The organism is Bacillus sonorensis NBRC 101234 = KCTC 13918, from assembly GCF_001592005.1.
GTDB lineage: Bacteria > Bacillota > Bacilli > Bacillales > Bacillaceae > Bacillus > Bacillus sonorensis.
Window position 1 is genome coordinate 77,512 of record NZ_BCVZ01000016.1, and the last position, 22,020, is coordinate 99,531.

Below are 22,020 nucleotides of genomic sequence, written 5' to 3' on the forward strand. Positions count from 1 at the left end.
TCATATTGTAAATTCAAGGAATAGATCGATTTTCCCTTATGGAAAATGGTTGAAGATAGGTGTTTTTATGGTGATATAATGAAAAAAGCAGGTGGTATTGTGATTTTGACAAAAGAATTGCGGTATTATCTGGAACAGGATAAAAAGGCTTTAGGGGTTTCCAGGCGAAAGCGGCCCAAATATTTTGGCGACTACGTATGGAAATATCAAATATGCCTGAGGAAGCATGAGTACTACGCGAATACCAATGCAAGGATGTTGAAGCACATCTACCGGTATCTTCATAAGAAAAAAGGGTTAAAACTCGGCTTTGACATCCCTATTAATGTTTTCGGCCCCGGTTTAAGAATCAACCATTTTGGGCTACTAGTCGTCAACAGCAATGCAAAAATAGGTGCGAATTGCGACATCCATCAAGGGGTCAATATTGGACAGAACCATGATCAGTTTGATGTGCCGACAATAGGCGATCATGTATGGATCGGCCCGGGGGCGAAACTGTTTGGAAACATTAAAATCGCAAATGGGATAACGATCGGAGCTAACGCCGTAGTCAACAGATCCTTTACCGAAGAAAATATTACAATAGCCGGTGTGCCGGCTCAAAAGGTGAAAGAGGCACTACACAAAACCTTCGGCGGTTCAGAACCGCAGCATACCGCACAGTAGCAGATTCGAAAAGCGGCGCGCCCCAGATCACGTGAACAACAAGCAGGAACTCCCGCATTCTTCCATTTTACCCTTCCAAACATGAAAAAATATTCCCGCATCAAACTTCTATTTAATAGGAGAAAAGAATTCCCGCTGAATTGAATCAATCGGATCGGCATTCAAATGGGCAGGATGCATCACAAGCATCAAATCAGTGAGTCCGCATTATGCACAATGTCATGTGCTGGGAGTTGTAGTAATAAAGTTATGTTTGAAATATAAATGAAATATTTAATACCCTTAAAAACTTTTTTTGAAAACGAATAATTAAGCAATTTGATGCGGGAAGTCAAGACTATTTCTAATGGAATATCCTCCTTATAATAGAATCAGAGGAAAGCTGAACGGAAGCTATTCCAATAATTTTTGAGAGATCTATTATTTTAAAATAATTCGCAAAAAATCTGCTTATGGGAGGACAACATGAAAAAACAAGTTTTAACTGCAACAACGGCGATTGTTTTGGGGACTTCATTATTTGCGGGAGCGGCATCCGCACAAACGGTGAAGGTGAAAAAAGGCGATACATTATGGGGATTTTCTAAAAAGTACGGGACAACAATCAACAAGATTAAAAAAGAGAACAAACTGACATCCGACACCATTTACATAGGCCAAACGCTATCCATCAATGGAAGCAGCAAGCAGTCAAAAGCATCAAAATCTGCTGCTTCTTCGTCTTCAACACATAAGGTCGTCAGAGGAGACAGCCTTTGGAAAATTTCAAAGACTTATAATATGACTGTTAATGAACTAAAAAAGCTGAACGGTTTAAAAACAGATTTAATTCGGATCGGACAAGTTCTGAAAGTAAAAGGGACAAGCAGTGTAAAAGCGGCATCTACAACCAAACCAAGCTCGACAAGCAAGAAAACGACGCAATCTTCTACAAAGCTTAATACATCAAAGCTTGTCTCAGATGCGCGCGCTCTGATCGGAACTCCTTATAAATGGGGCGGCACGACTCCATCAGGCTTTGATTGCAGCGGATTTATCTGGTACCTGTTGAACAAGCAGACAAATGTGGCGAGAACGAGCACAGCCGGATACTGGAGCTCTATGACGAAAGTGTCAAGCCCTGCTGTCGGCGACTTTGTCTTCTTTACGACTTACAAGGCAGGACCGTCACATATGGGTGTATACATTGGAAACAATAAATTCATTCATGCCAGCTCAGACGGCGTCATGACGAGCGATATGACATCAAGCTACTGGAAGCCCCGCTATCTTGGCGCAAAACGCTTCTAATCGTAAATAAGAGAAAAACCCGTTCATCAGCATGAACGGGTTTTTTGCATTTAAAAACGAAACTGTGATAAGAACGTTAAAAAGCTCTGCACTTTCTCATTATCATGTAAACTGACCGCATATCCCCCTGCAACCGGAAGCTGCATGAAGTCGCAGGGAACCTCTATTAATCTTCCTTCCATCAGTTCGCGCCGCACCGTTGACAGCGGCAAAAATGAAATGCCGAGCCCTTCCGAAATTAATCGTTTTGTAATATGCGTCTGGGAAACAAGCATCGTTCTGACAAACGGAAACCTGAGCCTCAGCTGGCGGACCAAATCATCCCAGTATTCGGGATGGTTATGGGTAAGCAGCAAGTACTGTTCTAGCAGTTCTTTCACATCAAGCGGAGGCGCGCTCTCCGAGTCGCGGCCGTCATGGGGGGCCACCAGGATAACGGGATCGCTGTACATCGAATAGCAGGTCAGGCTTGAAGATTGCACTTTTAAGCAGCTCAGCCCGACATCCGCTTCACCCGCCGATATCAATGGGGCGATTTCCGCCGATTCGGCGATTTTGACTTTAATTTCCGCGTCCGGGTGTAATGACGTATATTTTTTTAGTATAAAAGGCAGGATTGTATCGGCAATGAGCGGTGAAACAGCCAGGTTCAAAGTTTGCAAATATCCCTGTCTGATTCTATGAAGCTCGGCCATGCTTGATTCATATCCTTCCAAAAGCTTCAGGGCAAAAGGAAGATATGCCCTTCCTTCTTTTGTTAAATGAATGCTTCTTCCTTTCCGGGTGAATAGTTGACAGCCGAGCTCTTCTTCCAGCAGTTTGATTTGAACGGTGACCGTCGGCTGGGAAATGAATAAAGTTTCCGCCGTCTTTCTGAAATTTTCGTATTTTGCCGCTGTAACAAAGGTGTGAAGCCATTTAAAATCCATATTGTTCCTCCTGATTAATTTTATTAATCAAAAACATCAATATAATTCACTATTTTTTAAATATTATATCAACTATAATGAGATTTACAAAGGCAAAGGAGGAATGATGATGGTTTATCATGGATTAAAAGGGATTGCTTGTGTTGAAACCTCAATCAGTCATATCGACGGTGAAAAAGGAAAACTCATCTACAGAGGGTACAATGCTGACCAGCTTGCTCTCACCTCAACATTTGAAGAAGTCGCATATTTGATCCTTCACGGAAATTTCCCACAAGACAAACATCTCAGACAATTTAAAGACATGCTTGCTTCTTTCCGCGTACTGCCTGAATCGGCAGAACAATTGATTCGCAGCCTTCCAAATCAATTAGACGATATGGCGGTTCTTCGTACGGTTATCTCTTCATTAGGGGAAAAAACGTATACATTCCGTCCGACAATGGAAGAAGCCATTCGGCTGATCGCCGCCGCACCTACAATCATTGCTTTCAGAAAACGTTTGCTGGATGGATTGAAGCCTGTTCAGCCGCATCCTGAACTCGGCTTTGTAGAAAACTATTTTTATATGCTGAAAGAAAAGCGTCCGACAGAGGCGCAAAAGAAAGCGCTTGAAACATACATGATTCTCGCAATGGAACATGGCATGAACGCTTCAACCTTTTCGGCAAGAGTGACGGTGTCGACAGAATCCGATCTCGTCTCCGCCGTTACATCTGCGATTGGCACGATGAAGGGGCCTCTTCATGGCGGAGCGCCGTCAGCCGTGACGGAAATGCTGGAAGACATCAAAGAAAAAGAAAATGCCGAAAGCTATTTAAGAGAAAAACTTGAAAAAGGCGAGAGGCTGATGGGATTCGGGCATCGCGTTTATAAAACGCATGATCCGAGGGCAAAAGCTTTGCGGGTGAAAGCTGAAGAAATTGCCGGAGGCGATCGGGATATCGAACTGGCCCTTCATGTTGAAAACACAGCCATCCGCCTGCTGGAAGAATATAAACCGGGCCGGAAGCTATATACGAACGTAGAGTTTTATGCGGCAGCCGTCATGAAAGCGATCGATTTTGACGCATCATTGTTCACGCCTACATTTTCGGCAGCGAGAATGGTCGGATGGTGTGCGCACGTGTTGGAGCAGTCTGAAAATAACACGATTTTCCGGCCGTCCGCTAAATATATCGGAGAAATGGCCGTCCCGTTAACACAATGAAAACGAAACAAGCTGACGCCGATATTCAAGCGGCGTCAGCCGGTTTCGTTTTTTTGCCCTTTTGTTTTACACCAAGAAGCCTCATGACGCGACAAGCCTCTTCAGCTACGCTTGAATCCACGGCTGTTCCCTCATACTGTTCATATGAACCTATACACCAGTCTTTTTGCCTTCTGCAGCATGCGAATCACGCCCAGCAGCGATCACCGTCAAGCGATTCTGAAACTGACGGATGCCGGACATGCAAATATAAAGAATGAGACAATAGGAGTCATCGTCGGTTTTAGAGCCGGATCAGGAGCGTATGAAAGACAATGGGAAGTTCCTTCCGTGAACATTTCGGCTTGCAAACTGCTGCTGTTTTCAACGTACTGATCAAGAGTCCAGTTTAGAAGCTTCCTCGGCGATTCGCTCGAACGATTGGATAAACGGCTTGATTTCCGCTTCGTCAAGGACGAGGAGCAGCCTCGTGAGCGCGTCGCGGAACTGTCTGCTTGCTTTCTCAAGCGCCGCTGCTCCTTTCTCGGTAAGCTTCAGAATCGTGACGCGCCTGTCGCGCGGATCGTTCAATCGTTCAACGAACCCGTTTTGCACAAGCCGGTCAATGATGACCGTGATGGCGCTTGGCTTTACTTCCATTCGTTCAGCCAGAAGAGAGGACGTCATTCTCTCCTCATCGTCGATTTGTTTTAGAATGAAACATTGCTGCCCCGTCAAACCGTCTTCCAGCTTCGCTGTAAACCAGGTAAACAGCTTTTTGTTCGTCGCCGACAACGCCTTATGAAATCGTTCGGTATAGTCGCTCCATTCCTTCGATATATGGGAGATTGTCATTGTTGATTCACCTTCTCGTTTTATTCCTCTTGTTAAAATTATTGTTTATTAATATTTAAATAATTTAAATAAATGATAAACGAGAACGTTGGACGCTGTCACGGACAGCCCGTTTTATATGCAGTCTTCGCCGCGAGATGGGTGAATGTTTTGTGAAGATTAGCAAATGTATCCATATATAGGATTTGAACCTGTGAAACACTATTTCAAAAATTTAGATTGGTAGATTATTTTACATATTTTATCCTATAATACCAACCATGTGATAGAGTATAAAAAATATTTTAAAAATTTCGTTTTCTTTTTTCGTTTTTCCTATATAATAAGAACAGGTAGTGCGTAGTATTTTCGAATAATATTAACTGAAAATTCAAAATAAATTGATTTTTAGGGGGTGGTGCTTTAGCAAGTGATGAACTAAAACCGCAAACTCAGGTAAATTCATTATTCCATGGGAGTGAAGTCATAATGAAAGGCGGACTATTCAGAAAAAAGGGGATTGACAGCTTAATTGCTGCGACAAAAGGGGAAAAATCTCTAAGGAGGGATCTCGGCTCCTTTGACTTAACGATGCTTGGAATCGGGGCGATTATCGGTACGGGCATTTTCGTATTGACGGGTACAGGCGCTTTGACGGCGGGACCGGGGCTTGTGCTTTCATTCGTTATCGCGGCGTTCGCGTGTTTATTTGCCGCTTTGGCGTATGCCGAATTCGCTTCAACCGTGCCGGTTTCAGGCTCAGTTTATACGTACACGTATGCGACGCTTGGCGAATTGATGGCGTTTATCATCGGCTGGGATTTAATCCTGGAGTATTCATTGGCCGTTAGTACGGTATCTGCCGGATGGTCCGGTTATTTTCAATCGTTTTTGAACGGGCTCGGCATTCAGCTTCCCGTCGAATTGACAGCCGCTCCGGGCGCAATAAAAGGCACTGTCACGTATTTTAACCTGCCTGCATTTTTAATTGTTATCTTAATTACTTTTTTGCTGTATCTTGGAATCCGCGAATCAAAGCAGGTAAACAATATTATGGTCGTCATAAAAATCCTCGTCGTATTCGTATTTATCGCGGCTGCTGTCATGTATGTAAAACCGGCCAACTGGCAGCCGTTTATGCCGTTCGGCTTTACGGGCGTATTCAACGCTGCGGCGCTGGTTTTCTTTTCCTTCATCGGATTTGATGCCGTGGCTTCCGCCGCTGAAGAAACGAAAAATCCGTCGCGGAATCTGCCGCGAGGCATCGTGTATTCATTGCTCGTTTGTACGGTTTTATATGTCGTCGTATCGGCAATCATGACAGGCGTCGTTCCATTTATGCAGTTTAAAGGCATCGACCATCCGGTTTCGCTTGTCCTGCAAGTCACAGGCCAGAACTGGGCAGCCGGTATTATTGACGTAGGGGCCATCCTCGGAATGACAACCGTCATGCTGGTCATGCTTTATGGACAAACCCGCGTCATGTTTGCGATGTCCCGCGACGGTTTGGTTCCCCAAGCGCTGTCCAAAGTCCATCCGAAGCATAAGACGCCGTATATCAATACATGGTTTTTCGGTATTCTTTCCGCTTTAATGGGAGGATTCGTTCCTTTGGATGAGCTTGCAAAACTAGTCAATATCGGAACGCTGTCGGCGTTCATCCTGATTTCCATTGCGGTCATCGTAATGAGAAAAACACAGCCTGATCTGCCGAGGGCATTCAGATGTCCGGCGGTACCGCTTGTTCCGATTTTAGCCGTGCTGTTCTGCGGTTTTCTCATTCTGAACCTTGGCGGAGAAACGATCATGCGCTTTCTGATCTGGCTGGTGATCGGCCTTGCCGTCTACTTCCTGTATTCGAGAAAGCATTCAAAACTCGGGCAAACGGAAAGAGAGTCTTAAAAAAGATATGAAAAGAAGCAGCTGACAGCGGGCTGCTTCTTTTTGTCTATTCGGAAAAATGAAAATACGGCAGAAAGCTTTAAAAAAAGCCGCAAAATAAGAGATAATAGAATCGAAACAGAAAGGAAGTGAATGAATGAGCGACCGCATAGTTTCAGTAAAATGGGCCTCCAAAATAGGATTTGTGCTCGCGGCTGGAGGATCTGCCATCGGCCTTGGCGCTATTTGGAAATTCCCTTATGTCGCCGGAACGAACGGGGGAGGCGCGTTTTTTCTCGTGTTTGTTCTATTTACGGTCCTATTGGGATACCCCCTTCTATTAGGGGAATTTATATTAGGACGGAAGAGCCGTTCTGATGCCCTCGGTACATACAAAAAAATAGCGCCGGGGACGCCTTGGATCATAACGGGTTGGGTCGGGATCACAGCATGCTTTCTCGTGCTGACCTTTTACAGCGTCATCGGCGGCTGGATTTTGCTTTATATCATTAAAGCCGTGAGCGGTTCTTTATCAGGGCTTACACAGCCTGAGTACGGGGCGCTGTTTGGTTCGATTATAAAAGACCCCATTCAGACATTGGCGGCGCAGCTCGCGTTTATCGTCATGACGATCATTGTTGTGGCCAAAGGGGTGCAAAAAGGAATCGAACGGGTCAGTTCGATCATGATGCCGCTCTTATTCGTTTTATTTATTACGCTTGTCTTGCGGGCGCTGACTCTTGATGGTGCGATGAACGGCGTTCGCTTTTTACTCGTTCCCGATTTTGCGAGCCTGACGCCTCAAGCGGTTCTTTTTGCGCTGGGACAAGCATTTTTTACGCTGACCTTGGGTGTGTCGGTGATGGTGACTTACAGTTCATATTTATCCAAAACGCAAAATTTGCCGAAATCGGCATTGTCGATTGTGATCATGAACCTTGCCGTGACGCTTCTTGCCGGTCTGGCGATTTTCCCGGCCGTTTTTTCGTTCGGGCTTAAAGCTGATGAAGGTCCGACATTATTATTTGCGGTGCTGCCGGCTGTTTTTGATCAATTGCCGTTTGGCATGCTGTTTTTTATCGGCTTTTTGATCGCGTTTTTGTTTGCGGCGCTGACGTCTGCATTTTCGATGATTGAAATCATCGTCGCAGCCATCACGAAAGGCGATGACACAGGAAGGCGCAAATGGACATGGGCTATCGGCCTGCTGATTTTCATTGTCGGCATTCCGGCCTGCCTCTCTTACGGCGTGCTCGACAAGCCGGCGATCTTCGGCAAAACGTTTTTCGATGCGGCGGATTACGTTGTCAGCAATATCCTTCTGCCTTTGGGAGCGCTCTTAATGTCGCTTTTCATTCCTTTAAAATTGTCGAAAAAAGATTTATACGATGAAATGAAGAGCGGTTCGAGAGCGGGAAAAGGATTTTTTCTTGTATGGTTTTATCTTCTCCGCTTTCTTGTTCCGCTTGCCATTGTGCTTGTCTTTTTAAATTTAATTGGAGTGTTTACATTTTAATTGACATAGAGATGAGGGGATATGATGAAGCATATTCAAAGCATGTTTCCAAGCGAAGACGGCAGCAGAGAAGCCCGGTATGAACTGCTTGATCTGTTTGAAACCGTGCTGGCCGGGATGGATAAGCGCAAAAATCCGCATCGGCTGATACTTGGAAAAGAGGAACATGTGACGGCCGACTATTATCAGCGTATCATCGATCAGGCGGAGCTGCCTGAAAAAGGATTCGGCGTAAAAAAAAGCGTCGAAGAGCTGGTAAAGCTGCTTGACGGCCATCGTTTCTTAAACCGTCAATATGTGGCGAATGCGACGCCGCTTCCAAATAACGCCAGCCTTGCAGGAAGCCTGTTCATGACGCTTTTGAACGGAAACAATTTGTGGGATGTCGACGGAACGGCAGCAGCGAAAACGGAAGTTCAGATTTCGGCCATGCTGTCGGACATCGTCGGCTATGACAGGCAAAAAAGCACGGGATTTACCACCTGGGGAGGGCAGGGTGCCGTTTTTCAATCGCTTAGGCTGGCGATCGCAAATGCCTGTCCTGATGCAAATCAAAAGGGGACCCCGCATCATTTGTACGCGTTTTGTTCAGAGCTGTCACATTTCAGCCTCTTTAAATCGATGCAGGCTTCCGGAATCGGGACAGATCATTTAATCCGGATCAAAACAAACGATGACCATTCGATGGACCTTGCCGATTTACGGGAAAAAATGAAGGCAGTCATTGAAGACGGCGGTCTTCCGGTTTATGTGCTGGCCACACTCGGAACAACGGATACATTCGGAATTGACGATCTGGAAGGCATAAGGAATCTGACGGAAGAATTGGAGTCCGAATACGGACTGCCGCATATTTACATACATGCCGATACAGCGATGGGCGGAATGTACAGCTTTTTTAACGTATATGATGTTGAAGATAATCCGCTCCGCTTTGAAGATGAAGTGCTTGCGGTGCTGGCCGGCTACAAATCCCATTTTCAGCATCTCGGCCTTGCGGACAGCCTTGTTTTTGATTTTCATAAACTCGGCCAAACTCCGTATGCGACCAGCCTTTTTTTGGTGAGGGACCGCACGGCTTTACAGGCGGTTGATCTTGATCCGGATGAGACGCCATACGTCGGAAACAGAGGCTTTGGCAGCTACCATACAAGCTATACGCTTGAATGCTCACGAATGGGCAGCAGCATACCGATTTACGCGTCTCTGCTTGCCTTTGGCATCAAGGGTTATCAAGAGCTGTTAGCAAATTACATCAGGGTGAACACGGCGTTTCGCAGAAAGCTGACAGACGCATTTCCGAATGCAGCTGTCACAAATGAGATTTCGCCGGTTACGACATTCAGATTTTACCCCCGGGAAGTCCGCTATCATGATGAAATAAACGGAAGCATCACGGAAAAAGAGGTTCTTGAAATCAATCAATATAATGAAAAAATTGCGGAAACATTGGGGAGATTTCGCAGCCAAACTTATTTTGGCAGCACGAAAAAACAGCGGTACGTTTATCCGGCCGACACCCGGTCTCCGATTCCGCTCTATGTTCAAAAATTTTACAGCGTGTCTCCCTATACGACGGTCGAAGCAGTAGATGAGTATATTGACTTTTTAAAAGCCCGCATAGAGCCGTGTCATATCATCACAACATAAAAAACGGGGATTTTTATGAAGGGAAAAGAGCTATGGAGAAGGGGAGTTCCCCCTCATTCCATAGCTCTTCTTGCATCTGCCAAAGGGTTAGCGTTTTTGTAAAACCGGCACCCATATTTGACTTTTGAAAGATGGGGAGTCTAAATCTTTGCTTTCATTCCAAAGGATTTCCGGACCTTCCGTTTGTTCATAGTTTGAAGAAGGGAACCATTCGGAGTAAATACGGCCCCATACATCCTGCAGTGTCTCAGGGAATGGACCGGCTGCTTCGAATACGGCCCAAGTCGAGGCAGGGACTTCAAGCTGTACGAAATGATCCGGACATTGTTGAGTCGTTGCCACACCGATATAATGATCAAGCTCTCCTTTCTCTTCCATTCGACTTTCCGAAAAGTTCACAGACGCTTGAAGCAGGCCTTGGGGTTCCATGTTAGATAGCGTTTTAAGCTGGGTGATCATCTCATTGTTCAGCGTTTTCCACATAGCGGCGATTTCCGGATTGATCCCGTGGAAGACGATAGGGACTCTTTTTTTTATGCCAACTATGCGAAATGGAGCTTTATTTTCGATCCGATAGTTCATTTCATTTCCTCCTTTAATCGTCAGCTGGAAGGTCATTTCAGGGTATGCCTTAAGCGTCTGAGCGCCGCTTCTCGCTTCCGTCGGTGTCATCCCGTGCAACTTTTGAAACGCCCTGGTAAAAGCGTCAGGAGAGTGATAGCCGTATTTCACGGCAATATCGATCACCTTTGCCTGGCTGCCTTTTAGTTCAAAGGCTGCGAGGGTCAGCCGCCTGCGGCGGATATATTCAGACAGTGAAATGCCCGCGAGGAAGGAAAACATCCTCTTAAAATGATATTCTGAACAGAAAGCCCGTTTTGCTGCTTCTTTATAGTCAATGTCGTTTGCCAAGTTGTTTTCAATATACTTCATCGCTTCATTCATGTGCTTAAGCATATCCATTAAATGACCTCCTCTACTGCAGAATAGCAGAACCCCAATGAACCCATCCGACTTTTCGTGCACGATGATGCAGGCGGTGCCCTAAAGTCTCCACGCTGTTTTGAGCTTTTTGATTCCGGTCTTGATCTCTTCTTCAGAGAGTCCGCCAAATCCGAGAAGTACTGCCGCGGTTTTGGGCGGATGATCATATGAAGCAGATACAGGGTAAACCTTTACTCCTTCATCAAGGGCCTTTGATATAAGCCATTCTTCGCTTGCTGCACCGCTCGGTTCAAGAATGACATGGAGGCCTGCATTTTCTCCTTTGACGGCAACGGTGCCTCCTAATTCTTGACGGACAGTCTCAAGCAGCGCTTTTCGTTTTTTTCGATAAAGCGTCCGCATTCGATTTATATGCCTCTGCCAGTCGCCGTTTTGCATAACATGAGCGATGGCCCACTGCACGTGGCGGGAGACGGTTTGTTTGTATAATGAAGCGAGCTTTTGTCCCTCTTTGACAAGTGGAACAGGGAGAACCATATAGCCGACTCTCAGGGACGGAATCAGCGATTTGGAAAAGGTGCCCATGTAAATGACGCGGCTGTTTTGATCAAGTCCCTGGAGAGACGGAATCGGCTGTCCTGCATAGCGGAATTCTCCGTCATAATCGTCTTCAATGATATAAGCATCTTCGGAAGCCGCCCAGTCGAGCAGCTGCAGTCTTCTGCCGATCGGCATGACCATTCCAAGCGGAAACTGATGTGAAGGAGTGACATATGCCAGCTTCAGCTCGTGCTGGCGAAGCTCATCCACGGCTATCCCGCTGTTATCAACGGAAATCGGGATGACTTGGAAGCCGCCGGTTTTAAAGACTGTTTTGGAACGGTGAAATCCGGGATTTTCAAATCCGATCGCTGTCCCTTTCTCAAACATCCTGCATAAAAGCTCCAGCAAAATCGGTGTGCCGGCGCCTATAATGACCTGTTCAGGCGTGCACATCACGCCCCGCGATTCCCTGAGATAGGCAGCAATCATCATTCTCAATGAAAGGTCCCCGGCCGGCGGTCCGCTTTGAAAAAGCTCAATTTGCTCAGCTGCTTTGGCCATCGTTTTTTTCCATAGCGAAAAAGGGAACCCCCGAAGATCGACATGACCGTGATGAAAATCAATGATATGCCGCGAAGGAGGCGTTTCATCCGCTGCTGTCGGTCCGGGAAGGGGAGGGGAAAGCGTTTCATTCAAGCTTCCTTCTGCTTCAGCGGCATACCAGCCCTTTCTCGGCCTGCTGATCAGATAGCCTTCTGCTGTAAGCTGTTCGTATGCATGTTCAACCGTTGTTTGGCTGACATTTAAATGTTTGGAAAGCGCGCGTTTGGAAGGCAGCTTTGTACCTGCGCTGATCCGCCCCATATGAATTTCATTTTTAATAAACAAATAGAGCTGCTGATAAAGCGGTTTCCGCTTTTCAGGCTGCAAATACGGCGTTATCTCCATATTTTCACCCTTTCTCTCGTTAACTGGCATTCATAATTTTATCAAAACTGACTATTTTAATCATGCCACATTTAGGGATAAAGTAGATGCAGAACGATCAGAAAGGAGTTTTGACAATGCTTTATCATAAGGAAATACAATCTGAAAAAGAGCTTCTTGAGGTTTATCCGATTATGAAACAGCTTCGGCCTCATCTGGATGAAGCCGCGTTTTTAACGCTTACCGACAAAGCGCGAAAATCTGAACACTACAAGCTTTTCGCATTGTACAACGATGACGTCCCCGTGGCTTTGGCAGGCTTTCTGCCAAGAGTGTCTTTGAGTCAGGGCATTCATGTATGGGTGGCGGATCTGGTCACGTGCGAAAAGCACCGTTCAAAAGGCTATGGAAAACGGCTGTTAACGGCTGTTGAAGAATGGTCAAGAGAACACGGCTGCGGATCTGTCGCTCTTTCCTCCGGAACGGGGAGGCGCGATGCGCATCGGTTTTATGAAGAAAAAATGAATTATAAGAAAGCAAGCTATCTATACCGCAAGCCGCTGGCATAAAAAAATCCCCGATAAAAATCGGGGATCTGCCGTTAAAAACCTAGCTGCAGATTTGTATCAATCGAGACGATGGTCCATACGCATATGAGTATGAAAATATTGAGGATAACGCCGAGCAGCCCTAAACCTGTCCGGCCTTTTTTGATGATCAGCTCAATGATTCCAAGCGGTATGGCTGCCATTGCAAAAGGAAGCATCTTATAGGAATATGCGATCGTATCGCTTATGATGGCCAAGTTCAATATGAAAAGGGAAAGAATCGCCGTCCCGATCGATACCCATCCAAATACATTATGTTCCTTGAAGATTCTTACCAGTTCCATAATTCCACCTCACCTACTTTAGCTGCTTTCACAGGCCCTTTTTCGATCAGCCGCTCGATTTCTTTTGACGGGCCGGTCACGACAGCTCCATATACGTTGATGCCGTTTTTATCCACATAGTCAAGACGTTTTGTAATCTTTAAATCTTTTCTTCCTGACAGGGTTTCGGCCCATTTGCGATGTTTGGAGATATACGTAAGCGCTGCTTTAAATTGTTCATCTTCGTTTAGATCCGGATGCTGAAATTTAAAGATCCGGCTTGAATCCTTGCCGGGAAACCCGATCGGCTCCGCGTACGGATGGTCTCTCAGGTTGTCTTCCGTTTCGATCGCATTCCAAAGCACGCGAATGTCATATCCTTTTAATTTGTCATACAGTTCATTGGTCGGATAGGATCTTTCGAATGAAAGGAAAGCTTCAGTGACAGTCCCGGAGGGCAATTGTTTTAATATCGACTTCGCTTTGGATACGGATTTTTCTTTTATGCCGGCTGGATAGATAAAATACCGTTCTTCATTTGCAAGCTCCTGATTGTATTGCCGGACTTCCGGAGGCTTCAGCTGGTCAAAAAACATATTCACTTCTTCATTTCCGACGATTTTCGTGACATTTCCTATTTGTTTTTTTAATGGGAACTGGGTATTGATCCCGAACAATTTTACTTTATTGCTGAGAGCATCTGTATCCACCTGAATGTTCGGCTGGGTGACGGCAATGGTCATGGAAGCGGTCTGCACAAGCTCATTCCCTTTACTGTCATGTCCTCCCAACCCGTAGTACAAATAGCTGCCGAGCGTACAAAGCGGCAGGATAATCAGCGTTGAAAGAACGGCAAGGGTCGAGATTCGCAAATATGATTTGTTTTTCCCGTATCTTAAAATCGCTTTTTGTTTTTCAGGGCTGAGCGCAAGATCCCAGTTTTCATCTTTCATTTCCTGATCAAGCATTTCCTGATAGGCTTCAAGCTTTTCCAGTTCTTCTTCAACCTGTATCATTTCCGCTTCGGAAAGCTCGCCGTTTTTATACTGTTCCCAACGTTTTTTGAAATCTTCATTCATCGTTAACACCTCTGTTGTAAAGTGCTTTCAGCCTCTGTCTGGCACGAAATAAAACACTCTTAAAATTAGCCTCCGAGATATTCATCAAGCTTGACGCTTCCTTGTAGTTCAGCTCTTTTAAATAATACAGCGTCAGCGCTTCCCTGTAGTTGTCGGGCAGCTGGTTCATATATAACGTCAACACTTCCTTAATTTCGACCTGGTGTGCCGGACTTTGGACCGCGGTTTGAAAAAGGCTTCCGATCAGATCGTCAGAAATCGTCACTTCTTTTTTATGTTTTCTGACATAGTCGATAAAAGCATTGCGAGCCACCTGAAAAAGCCATGGCTTCACTTTGCTGTGGTCGTAAGAGTGGATGTGTATGTAGGCCCGCATAAAGGTTTCCTGTAGCAAGTCCTCTGCCAGATGTTTATCTTTCGTCATGGAGAGCAGAAACCTGTAAACATCATTCATATACATTTGGTAAATTTCGTCGATAGTCACTGCCTTTTCTCCCCTCTATGTTATAAACGCATAAGAAAGGTTTGAGGTTGCACTTATTATGTCCACGGCTATTTTTTCCTCCAATTTCTTACCCTTAAAAAATCACCTTATCCTATATAGTAACCAAAAATGATAGTGAATGATAGAGTGAAGCATTTTTCTTAAAGAAGCAAATGGTCTGAAAAGGAGGGGGCACAAATAGAACATGCCAAAATCTCGAGGGACATCTACCAAAACATCGCCGGGATCGGACTCGGCACATGGGCGATCGGCGGCTTTATGCGGGAAGGCTCCATGAAAAAGAGGAAAATCAACGCCGCGCGCTCTGAGCAAGGAGTCAATGTAATCCGGCTGCGCGCCTCCATATGGTTTCATACAGCCGGAAGTGCCCCGGTTTTTTTCGGGAAAAATTAATTTTTAGTACCAGGTAATAAAAAATATTGTTATAATAAACGAAGGAAAGCCTCAATCGACTACTACATAAAGGAAGTGCCATATGTATAAATTTATCGGTTATGCTGCAAAAGCGATTCTTTCTTTACGCGGCGGAATTAAAGTATACAATAAGGAGAATCTTCCTAAAGATACGGGTTTCGTGCTAGCCTGCACACATTCCGGATGGGTGGATGTCGTCGCATTAGGTGTCGGCATTTTGCCTCATGAAATTCACTACATGGCGAAAAAAGAACTTTTTGAAAATAAATTAAGCGGTTCTTTCCTTTCCAGCATCAATGCTTTTCCGGTCGACCGGGAAAATCCGGGGCCAAGCAGTATCAAAACCCCGACCAAGCTGCTGAAGGAAGAAAAGATTGTCGGCATTTTCCCAAGCGGGACGAGAACATCGGAAGACGTCCCTTTAAAAAGGGGAGCAGTCACGATCGCCCAGATGGGAAAAGCGCCGCTCGTCCCGGCCGCATACAGCGGTCCTTCCAACGGAAAAGAGCTTTTCAAAAAAGGCAAAATGAAGCTGATCATCGGTGAACCTCTCAACCAGGAAGATTTCGCTCAATATTCATCAAAAGAAAAACTGGCGAAAATGACAGAGGCGTTAAATAACAGCATTAAGTCGCTTGAGAAAGAGCTTAAGCAGTTATCATGAACAAACAAAAAAACAGCTTGTAAGAGGCTGTTTTTTTGTTTGTTTTCACTATTCCACAACATCTTTCAAAAACTGAAGCAGTTCCCGCCAAAATGCCTCTGATGCCAATGCATCCGCCTCAGTTCCGCCGCCATATACGATGTTTGTGCTGTTCCTTGCTGTAGTTGGAAAATACGGCGGTCTGATGTGATGGCCTGCCTGTTTCAAGCAGACATGCTTGAAAAAATGAGGAAAACGATGCTTTTTCAAACGTTCAATAACCATCTCGCTCATGTGAGCCGACGGCCAAACCATATCATCTGTACTTGATGTTAAGAGGACAGGCCCTTGTATACGTTCTGCTTTTATGATTGAAGGATGCTCTTCAGTGACATGGCGGAGCGCATGTTGATAAGCGTCCAGATAACATTGCGGCTGCCGTTTTATTTTTTGTTTGAGCCATTTTCCCAGCAGCGAAAAGCTGAAAAATGGGAGGGGGGCATAGGGCAACGGAGAGCCTCCGACACTCCACGAAGATGTCTGTCTCAGGCGTTTCAGCCCCACTCCCTGAAAGACGATTCCCCCGCCTACGTGTGAGATGACAAAACGAATGCCGGGAAAATGAGAGCCGATCAATAGGGCGAGCTCACCGCCTTTAGATCGCCCGAATATTCCGATCCGTTCATGGTTTAGCCCGTCTTGCTCAAGAAGCCAGGCAAGGGCTTTCTGAAAATATTCGAGCGGGATTTCAATCAATTTTTTAGGAAGATCGCCGTACTGAAAATAAGGGAGGGCCAATGCAGCATATCCGGAATTGGACAGCATCCCTGCTGTCGTTTCATCAAGGCCCCCGTCCGATCCGCCCAAAACAATCACAACAGGAGGGTGTTCGACAGAACGGGGACGGAAAAAGGTCCCGGCGACTCCGTGTGCATTCACTTCTTCTCTAATGATCGTTTCCGAGATGATCAGTCGTTTGATTTTCTTTCTTAAAAGGATGTTTCCGTTTTGCTTGACTTCAATGTTAAAAACAGAGGGACGAGCCGATTTTTTTTGAAATGCGCAGGTCGGGTCCGCCGCTTTCATTGACCAAAAAAGCCCCATTTGATCTTTGACACGGTATGTACCTTCCAAAGGCATTGTCATTGCGGGATCGACTTCTCCAGCATCATCGGCTTGAAAGACTGCCCTGGACCTCCAGTTGACATCGGCTTCATCATTAACCTCAGCAGCGATTTCAACCGATTCTCCTGGAGCAAAACCGCTCAATTTTATATTTATTTTTTCATCCCATTGCGAGATCGCAGGGATATGGATTGCAGGCTGGCGGTTAATCAAGACGGCTCCTCCTTTTCAAGCTTTGACCGGAATAAATCGACACACTCATGAATAAAATCATCAGCGCTTTCATCATTTGCTTCATCAGGTAATGATTGAAACAGAATATATTGGTTCAACAAGCCGAAAAACATCCTGCTGAGCATTTGAAAGTTGCCGTTCGAAATTTTGCCCTGATCGTAAAGCTTCAAAAAATAAGCAGCTAAAAAGCCGTGTAATCGGCGGGGGATTTCTGCGATTAATTCAGATACCTCCGGATCTTGTTTCGCTTCAGTGAAATACAGCCAAAACATACTGTCCTTTTCCAAGTTTTCTTCAAGGTACGATTTGGCGATCAATCTCAAATCATCTTCTAGACGGCAGGTGAGTTTTCCGGCAAGACCGCTAAAAAAATCACCTGACGTTACATGCTGAATCACACTTTCGCGAAATAGATTTCTTTTACTCCCGAAATGCCTGAAAAGGGTCAAATGATTGACGCCTGCCTTTTCAGCTATATCCCTTGTGGACGCCGCTGTATATCCTTTTTCTTTGAAGAGTGTAAGGGCAGCCTGAATTAACCGTTCTCTTGTTAACTGTTTTGTCATTTGTCTCTCCTTAATGTAACCATTTGATTACATTTTAACCGAAAATAAAAATGTAATCAAATGATTGCATTTTTGAAAGCCGAAAAAAAGAGGATGCAGTGTGACCGCATCCTCTTTCTGTAAATATTCGATTGTCATCACGCTTCTTCAAGGAGTTCTTCAGCGGCTCTTTTAACCTCGACATATGAGACGTGGTGGCCGTCGATTTCATTAATCGTAAATTCAAACCCTTGATCGGTGATGGTATCGCCTTTTTGAACCTCATATTTCTGTGTGAGGAACCATCCGCCGATCGTGTCAACTTCTTCATTGTCCAGCTGAATGCCGAGCAGATCGTTGACCTGGTTGACCAGCACTTTCCCGTCAAGAATGAAGTGGTCTTCGCCAATTTTACGAATTTCATTGATTTCGTCTATATCGAATTCGTCGCGGATTTCCCCGACGATTTCTTCAATGATGTCCTCGACCGTGACAAGTCCAGCCGTACCGCCGTATTCATCCGAAAGAATCGCCATGTGGACGCGTTCTTTCTGCATTTTGAGAAGAAGATCGTGAATCGGCACAGTTTCGATCACATGAATGATCGGATTGATAAATTGTTCAATCGTGTCTTCTTTTGAGCATTCTCCGCTGATGCAGGCCGTCAGAATTTCTTTGACATTGACGACGCCGATAATGTTGTCCTTGTCGCCGTCTTCCACAGGATAGCGCGTGTAGCCTTCGGCTTTTGTCACATCGATCATATCTTTGATCTTCATGTCATGCGGAAAGCTGACGACTTCTGTTCGCGGAATCATGATCTCTTTGGCAAGACGGTCATCAAATTCAAAAATTTTGTTCACATATTTGAATTCAGATTGATTAATTTCGCCGCTTTTATAGCTTTCCGACAGGATGATCCGCAGCTCTTCTTCAGAGTGGGCCATTTCGTTCTCAGAGACCGCTTCGAGTCCAAACGCTTTAGTCAAAAGTCTCGCCGATCCGTTCAGCGCCCAAATGAATGGAAACATGATCCGGTAAAACCAAATGAGAGGCTTTGCGAAAAGAAAGGAGACGGCTTCCGCCTTTTGAATCGCAAGCGTCTTTGGAGCGAGCTCCCCGACGACAACGTGGAGAAACGTAATGAAGCTGAATGCGATCACAACCGCAACAATGTGCGAAGCCGAGCTTGGAATGTTCCACTTCATAAAGAGCGGTTCAAGCAGCCGGGCGACAGTCGGTTCCCCGAGCCATCCGAGTCCGAGAGCCGTCAGAGTGATACCGAGCTGGCAGGCCGATAAATATTCATCCAAATGTGTGACGACTTTTTTGACCGAAATCGCTGTTTTGTTCCCTTCGGCTATCAGCTGGTCGACCCTCGACGTTCTGATTCTGATAATCGCAAACTCGGATGCTACGAAAAATGCTGTCAACGCAATTAAAACAGCAACAAAAATCAAATTAACTATATCCAATTAGGACCTCCACTCTAACGTGAGAATGAAGGTAACACCTCCTGTTTAGTAAAAGATTAACTAAAGCAGCAGCATAAAAGATTGGATGACTTCAAGCTTTTCGGGTGAAAGCCGGCTTTTCAACGCGGCCCGCTCATCGGGATTCAGCCGCTTCATCCGGTTGATGATCACGGAGATTGTATCGTTTACATGATCAATTTCCGACGTAAGACTTCCAATTTCATCATCATTTGCAGGTGAAGAGGGAAACTGGTTTTCCAGCCGCAGTTTGATGTCGGACAGAGCCAATCTTTGCCGCTTGCAGTCCGTAATAAATTTCAGCCGTTTGAGAGCGGCTTCATCATAATAACGGTAGTTCGAACATGATCTGTCAGGCGTTAAAAGCCCAAGATTTGTGTAATAATCCACAGTGCGCTTTGTCACGCCTGCCGCAGCTGCTAATTCGCCGATGCGATATTTCTCTGCCCCATCTGCATCCCTCCTCAACCATCACGTTATAGTTATAAAACATTTTAATATATTAGAAGCAGTTTATACAAGTTAATTGATAAAAAAAGGGCGTGGAATTCATGAAGCAGCCTTTATTTTTTCTAAATATTCGCGAAAATATTGTCGGATTTAAAGTTTAGACATTTGACTGACTGTTTTTTAATAAAGTAAGATAATAGTATATATTGACTTGGAGGTGGTATGATGGGGCCCTCTGCATAGTCATTCATACAGAACAAACATCAGCCTTATTACGGGAATTTGAATTCAGCAGGAGGTGACTCCTTATCCTCCGAGAAGGATAAGGTTAAATGGACGATATCGTTAGTCTGATGATCATCGGCGTTCTGATTGCTTTAACTGCTTTTTTCGTTGCATCAGAGTTTGCAATTGTTAGAGTAAGAAGCTCGCGTATTGATCAGCTTATAACGGAAGGAAACAAAAAGGCAGTTCGCGCAAAGCAAGTGATATCGGATTTAGATGAATATCTGTCAGCTTGCCAGCTTGGAATTACAATCACAGCTTTAGGTTTGGGCTGGATGGGGGAGCCGACGCTCAGAAAGGTGCTGCATCCGCTCTTTGAAAGCCTTGATGTCCCAGTTTCTATTTCACAGGCGCTGTCAGTTGTCATTGCTTTTTGTGTGATTACATTCCTGAACGTTGTGGTTGGAGAACTGGCCCCTAAAACCATCGCGATCCAAAAAGCGGAGCAGATGACGCTTTGGCTGTCGGGACCGCTGTATTTTTTCCATATGGCCATGTTTCCGTTCATCTGGATATTAAACGCTTCAGCCAGAGTGCTCACCGGATTATTCGGTTTGAGGCCTGCTTCGGAAAAGGATGAATCGCATTCAGAAGAAGAATTGCGCATTTTGTTATCAGAAAGCTATAAAAGCGGAGAAATTAATCCGTCTGAATATAAATACGTCAATAAAATTTTTGAATTTGACAACCGGATTGCCAAGGAAATCATGGTGCCCCGCACCGAAATTGCCTCCCTCTCGGCGGATATGCCGATCGATGAGGCCTTGGCGGTTATGCTGAAAGAAAAATACACGCGCTGGCCCGTCTATCAAGGCGATAAGGACCACGTCATCGGCATGATCAACACGAAGCAGCTGTTTACAGATATGCTGTTCATGTCAGAGGCGGAAAAAAAACGTCTTTCGCTTAAAGCGTATGTCCGGCCCGTCATTGAAGTCATCGAAACCGTGCCCGTCCAAAAGCTTCTCATCAAAATGCAGCGGGACCGGATCCACATGGCGATTTTGACGGATGAATACGGAGGGACGTCAGGGCTTGTCACGACAGAGGATATTCTCGAGCAAATCGTCGGAGACATCAGGGATGAATTTGACGAAGACGAACTACCGCTCATTCAGAAGGTTTCCGACCATGAATATGTCATGGACGGAAAAGTGAGAATCGATCAGGTCAATGAGCTGTTCGAGGATGTCATAGAAGAAGATGAGGTCGACACTGTCGGCGGACTCGTGTTGAAAGAAAACATTGATATCAGAGAAGGCCAGGCGGTTCATGTCGGCTCTTATACGATTACGGTCCTTGAGATGGAGGGCCGGCTGATTAAGCACGTAGAGATCAAACAAGAACAAACGACAGAACATGTCGAACTGGCGCCCGCAGATCCGGTCATGATCAATGAAGTCACCTTGAGCGAAAAATAAGCTCAAGGTTTTTTTGTGTTTTAAGAAAAAAGACCCGGACGGAATAGAAACAATGTCATTTGAACAAGAACGTTTGTTCGTATATAATAAGAACAAACGTTCAGTTTGGAGGGGGATGCTCTTGCTGTGGTATGAAACCATTTCTGAAGATGAAAAGAAAACATACATCAAGAGAATTGAATTTCACCTGCGAAACTGGAAAAATTACAAAGCCGCCGTTTTAAATTTGGAAAGGAGGATGGAAAAGGATGAGAAGGGAGGCCATGTAAAGGAGACGGAAGCATATTATCAAATAGGTGCTGAAAAAAAGCTCTATCAATTTTTGCTGGACTCCATGGAAACGGCATTGGCCGAATTGGACGAGACGGAGCGGGCGCTTGTTGAATACCGCTATATTCACAATTGGAGCATGGGAAAGTGTGCAATGGAGATCGGATACAGTGAAAAAACATTGTTTTTATTAAAAAAGGCGTTATTGGACAAGCTTCTCGTCAGTTTGGCAGCGATAACCAATATTTAATGAGGCGGTTGAGGACTTGTTTTCCAAAAGAAAACAAGTCTTCAGCGTGTCGACAAACCCCC

The 22,020-nt window shown here is 45.2% G+C and carries 21 protein-coding genes; 10 read left to right on the forward strand and 11 right to left on the reverse strand.

Going from position 1 to position 22,020, the window contains the following annotated elements:
* Positions 1-99 precede the first annotated feature (99 nt).
* Both BTR1S_RS16150 and BTR1S_RS16155 read left to right on the forward strand, forming a co-directional pair.
* On the forward strand, positions 100-669 hold the full coding sequence (locus BTR1S_RS16150) for a serine O-acetyltransferase (protein ID WP_029419067.1): 570 nt from the start codon (positions 100-102) through the stop codon (positions 667-669).
* Between the two features lie 465 nt (positions 670-1,134).
* Entirely contained in the window at positions 1,135-1,959 is an 825-nt protein-coding gene (locus BTR1S_RS16155) for a C40 family peptidase (protein ID WP_029419066.1), read from the forward strand.
* Positions 1,960-2,009: 50 nt separating this feature from the next.
* On the opposite strand, the gene BTR1S_RS16160 is transcribed toward BTR1S_RS16155, so the two are convergent.
* Positions 2,010-2,888, reverse strand: a complete 879-nt coding sequence (locus tag BTR1S_RS16160; protein WP_006636617.1) for a LysR family transcriptional regulator — start codon at positions 2,886-2,888, stop codon at positions 2,010-2,012.
* A gap of 109 nt (positions 2,889-2,997) precedes the next feature.
* On the opposite strand from BTR1S_RS16160, the gene BTR1S_RS16165 reads away from it, so the two are divergent.
* Positions 2,998-4,098 carry a citrate synthase/methylcitrate synthase gene (locus BTR1S_RS16165; protein WP_006636618.1) on the forward strand — a complete coding sequence of 367 codons (1,101 nt, stop codon included), beginning with the start codon at positions 2,998-3,000 and terminating at the stop codon, positions 4,096-4,098.
* 375 nt (positions 4,099-4,473) lie between these two features.
* Here BTR1S_RS16165 and BTR1S_RS16175 read toward each other — a convergent pair whose 3' ends face one another.
* Complete coding sequence (locus BTR1S_RS16175) at positions 4,474-4,932, reverse strand: MarR family winged helix-turn-helix transcriptional regulator (RefSeq protein WP_051397532.1); 459 nt, start codon at positions 4,930-4,932, stop codon at positions 4,474-4,476.
* A gap of 468 nt (positions 4,933-5,400) precedes the next feature.
* Here BTR1S_RS16175 and bcaP point away from each other — a divergent pair, with 468 nt between their 5' ends.
* The 3 genes from bcaP to BTR1S_RS16190 all read left to right on the forward strand — a co-directional run bounded on the left by bcaP (position 5,401) and on the right by BTR1S_RS16190 (position 9,958).
* Positions 5,401-6,813, forward strand: a complete 1,413-nt coding sequence (gene bcaP / locus BTR1S_RS16180; RefSeq protein ID WP_029419064.1) for a branched-chain amino acid transporter BcaP — start codon at positions 5,401-5,403, stop codon at positions 6,811-6,813.
* A 136-nt stretch (positions 6,814-6,949) separates the two neighbouring features.
* Positions 6,950-8,308: a sodium-dependent transporter gene (locus BTR1S_RS16185; protein ID WP_006636622.1), complete on the forward strand. Its 1,359-nt coding sequence runs from the start codon at positions 6,950-6,952 to the stop codon at positions 8,306-8,308.
* Between the two features lie 24 nt (positions 8,309-8,332).
* The gene (locus BTR1S_RS16190) at positions 8,333-9,958 is read left to right on the forward strand and encodes a pyridoxal phosphate-dependent decarboxylase family protein (protein ID WP_034326224.1); all 1,626 of its coding nucleotides are present in this window, start codon (positions 8,333-8,335) and stop codon (positions 9,956-9,958) included.
* 87 nt (positions 9,959-10,045) lie between these two features.
* Here the strand turns inward: BTR1S_RS16190 and BTR1S_RS16195 are convergent, their stop codons facing one another.
* On the reverse strand, positions 10,046-10,921 hold the full coding sequence (locus tag BTR1S_RS16195; RefSeq protein ID WP_006636624.1) for an AraC family transcriptional regulator: 876 nt from the start codon (positions 10,919-10,921) through the stop codon (positions 10,046-10,048).
* A gap of 81 nt (positions 10,922-11,002) precedes the next feature.
* Positions 11,003-12,394, reverse strand: coding sequence for a MocR-like pyridoxine biosynthesis transcription factor PdxR (gene pdxR / locus BTR1S_RS16200; RefSeq protein ID WP_006636625.1), 1,392 nt, complete (start codon positions 12,392-12,394; stop codon positions 11,003-11,005).
* A 116-nt stretch (positions 12,395-12,510) separates the two neighbouring features.
* Between pdxR and BTR1S_RS16205 the strand changes: the two genes are divergently transcribed.
* Positions 12,511-12,942: a GNAT family N-acetyltransferase gene (locus tag BTR1S_RS16205; RefSeq protein WP_006636626.1), complete on the forward strand. Its 432-nt coding sequence runs from the start codon at positions 12,511-12,513 to the stop codon at positions 12,940-12,942.
* 32 nt (positions 12,943-12,974) lie between these two features.
* Here the strand turns inward: BTR1S_RS16205 and BTR1S_RS16210 are convergent, their stop codons facing one another.
* The 3 genes from BTR1S_RS16210 to sigM are packed head-to-tail and all read right to left on the reverse strand — an operon-like array spanning position 12,975 to position 14,807.
* Positions 12,975-13,265 (reverse strand): hypothetical protein, encoded by a 291-nt coding sequence (locus tag BTR1S_RS16210; RefSeq protein ID WP_006636627.1) that lies wholly within the window; start codon positions 13,263-13,265, stop codon positions 12,975-12,977.
* Positions 13,253-14,323 carry an anti-sigma factor gene (locus tag BTR1S_RS16215; protein ID WP_006636628.1) on the reverse strand — a complete coding sequence of 357 codons (1,071 nt, stop codon included), beginning with the start codon at positions 14,321-14,323 and terminating at the stop codon, positions 13,253-13,255. Before BTR1S_RS16215 ends, BTR1S_RS16210 begins: the two co-directional genes overlap by 13 nt.
* Positions 14,316-14,807, reverse strand: coding sequence for an RNA polymerase sigma factor SigM (gene sigM, locus BTR1S_RS16220; protein WP_006636629.1), 492 nt, complete (start codon positions 14,805-14,807; stop codon positions 14,316-14,318). Before sigM ends, BTR1S_RS16215 begins: the two co-directional genes overlap by 8 nt.
* 496 nt (positions 14,808-15,303) lie before the next feature.
* On the opposite strand from sigM, the gene BTR1S_RS16225 reads away from it, so the two are divergent.
* Positions 15,304-15,906 carry a lysophospholipid acyltransferase family protein gene (locus BTR1S_RS16225; RefSeq protein ID WP_006636630.1) on the forward strand — a complete coding sequence of 201 codons (603 nt, stop codon included), beginning with the start codon at positions 15,304-15,306 and terminating at the stop codon, positions 15,904-15,906.
* Positions 15,907-15,954: 48 nt separating this feature from the next.
* Here the strand turns inward: BTR1S_RS16225 and BTR1S_RS16230 are convergent, their stop codons facing one another.
* The 4 genes from BTR1S_RS16230 to cueR form a co-directional block, all read right to left on the reverse strand.
* Positions 15,955-17,223, reverse strand: coding sequence for an acyl-CoA thioester hydrolase/BAAT C-terminal domain-containing protein (locus tag BTR1S_RS16230; protein ID WP_029419062.1), 1,269 nt, complete (start codon positions 17,221-17,223; stop codon positions 15,955-15,957).
* Complete coding sequence (locus BTR1S_RS16235; RefSeq protein ID WP_029419061.1) at positions 17,220-17,810, reverse strand: TetR/AcrR family transcriptional regulator; 591 nt, start codon at positions 17,808-17,810, stop codon at positions 17,220-17,222. Before BTR1S_RS16235 ends, BTR1S_RS16230 begins: the two co-directional genes overlap by 4 nt.
* Before the next feature lie 137 nt (positions 17,811-17,947).
* Positions 17,948-19,264 (reverse strand): hemolysin family protein, encoded by a 1,317-nt coding sequence (locus BTR1S_RS16240; protein WP_029419060.1) that lies wholly within the window; start codon positions 19,262-19,264, stop codon positions 17,948-17,950.
* Positions 19,265-19,324: 60 nt separating this feature from the next.
* A complete protein-coding gene (gene cueR / locus BTR1S_RS16245; protein WP_006636634.1) occupies positions 19,325-19,750 on the reverse strand; it encodes a Cu(I)-responsive transcriptional regulator in 426 nt (141 codons plus the stop codon).
* Between the two features lie 314 nt (positions 19,751-20,064).
* Between cueR and BTR1S_RS16250 the strand changes: the two genes are divergently transcribed.
* Positions 20,065-21,438, forward strand: coding sequence for a hemolysin family protein (locus BTR1S_RS16250; RefSeq protein ID WP_006636635.1), 1,374 nt, complete (start codon positions 20,065-20,067; stop codon positions 21,436-21,438).
* A gap of 121 nt (positions 21,439-21,559) precedes the next feature.
* On the forward strand, positions 21,560-21,958 hold the full coding sequence (locus BTR1S_RS16255; RefSeq protein ID WP_006636636.1) for a hypothetical protein: 399 nt from the start codon (positions 21,560-21,562) through the stop codon (positions 21,956-21,958).
* The last annotated feature ends 62 nt before the right edge of the window (positions 21,959-22,020 follow it).